The 1,116-nt window shown below is 65.6% G+C and carries 1 protein-coding gene; it reads right to left on the bottom strand.

Annotated features, from left to right (window positions below; genetic code table 11):
• Positions 1 to 32: 32 nt before the first annotated feature.
• Positions 33 to 1,061: an IS630 family transposase gene (locus IEY61_RS30875; protein WP_229706659.1), complete on the bottom strand. Its 1,029-nt coding sequence runs from the start codon at positions 1,059 to 1,061 to the stop codon at positions 33 to 35.
• Between the last annotated feature and the right edge of the window lie 55 nt (positions 1,062 to 1,116).

Below are 1,116 nucleotides of genomic sequence, written 5' to 3'. Positions count from 1 at the left end.
TGTTATTGATGGGTAACCCAAATGTCCCGTGGTCATCCGGCGGCGTAGCGGACTTCTGGTTTGCCGAACAGGCTCCGGATGAGGTGGGGCTGGTTCTGTCGCCGGCGTAGGTGGGTGCGGGCCTGGGCGGCCAGTTGCTGCTGGTTGGTGGGATTGGTTTGTGCGACATGGTGTTTGATGTCGCCGTTGAGTAGTTCTACGGGATTCAGCTCGGGGCTGTAGCCGGGCAGGTAGTGCATCTCAAGCTGGGCAACGCGTTCGGCGACCCAGGTGCGCACGTCAGCGCGGCGGTGTACGGGGTGTCCGTCGACGATGAGGTGGATCTTCCGGTCCAGGTGGCGCACGAGCCGGTCCAGGAACTTCAGGAACACCTCGCCGTTGAGGGTGCCGAGGTAGCAGGTGAAGTACAACTCGCCCTTGTTGGAGATCGCGGCCATCACGTTCACGCCGAACCGCCGTCCGGTCTTGGCCACCACCGGGGTCTGCCCGACCGGCGCCCAGGTGGTGCCTACCGCGGCGTCCGACCGCAGCCCGGTCTGGTCCAGCCACAGCACGATGCCACCCTCGGCCTTGGCCTGCCCGGCGATCGCCGGGTAGGTCACCTCCAGCCACCGCGTGACAGCCTCGGGATCCTGCTCGTAGGCCTTGCGGATCGGCTTCTGCGGGGACAGTCCCCACGACCGCAGGTACTTACCGATCGTGACCAGCGACAACCCAATATCGAACCAGTCACGGATCAACTGCCGCACCTGCGGGCGGGTCCACACCAACCCCGGCAACGCCACCTGGTCCGGGCACTGATGGATGACCGCCCGACGCACCCGCGCCTGCTGCCGCGCCGTCAACGCCTTCTGCTCATCCGGCCGCCGACCACGTTTCCGGGCGTTCAACCCCCGATTCCCCTTACGGCGAAACGCCTCCACCCACACCCACACCGTCTTCGGCCCGACCCGAAACACGCGCGCCACCTCAGCCTGCGACATCCCACCCTGCCACGCCGCCACCGCCCGCCGACGCAGATCCTCTTGCGCCTGCTGGGAAAGCCGCCTCGCATCGGTCACCGCAACATCCATACACACTCAACGATCACGGGATGTTTGAGTTACCCGTCAATAA

Source organism: Micromonospora sonchi (genome assembly GCF_014646235.1).
Classification (GTDB): Bacteria; Actinomycetota; Actinomycetes; order Mycobacteriales; family Micromonosporaceae; genus Micromonospora; species Micromonospora sonchi.
Note: the sequence above shows the minus strand (reverse complement) of the source record. Positions and strands in the feature narration are given on the sequence as shown.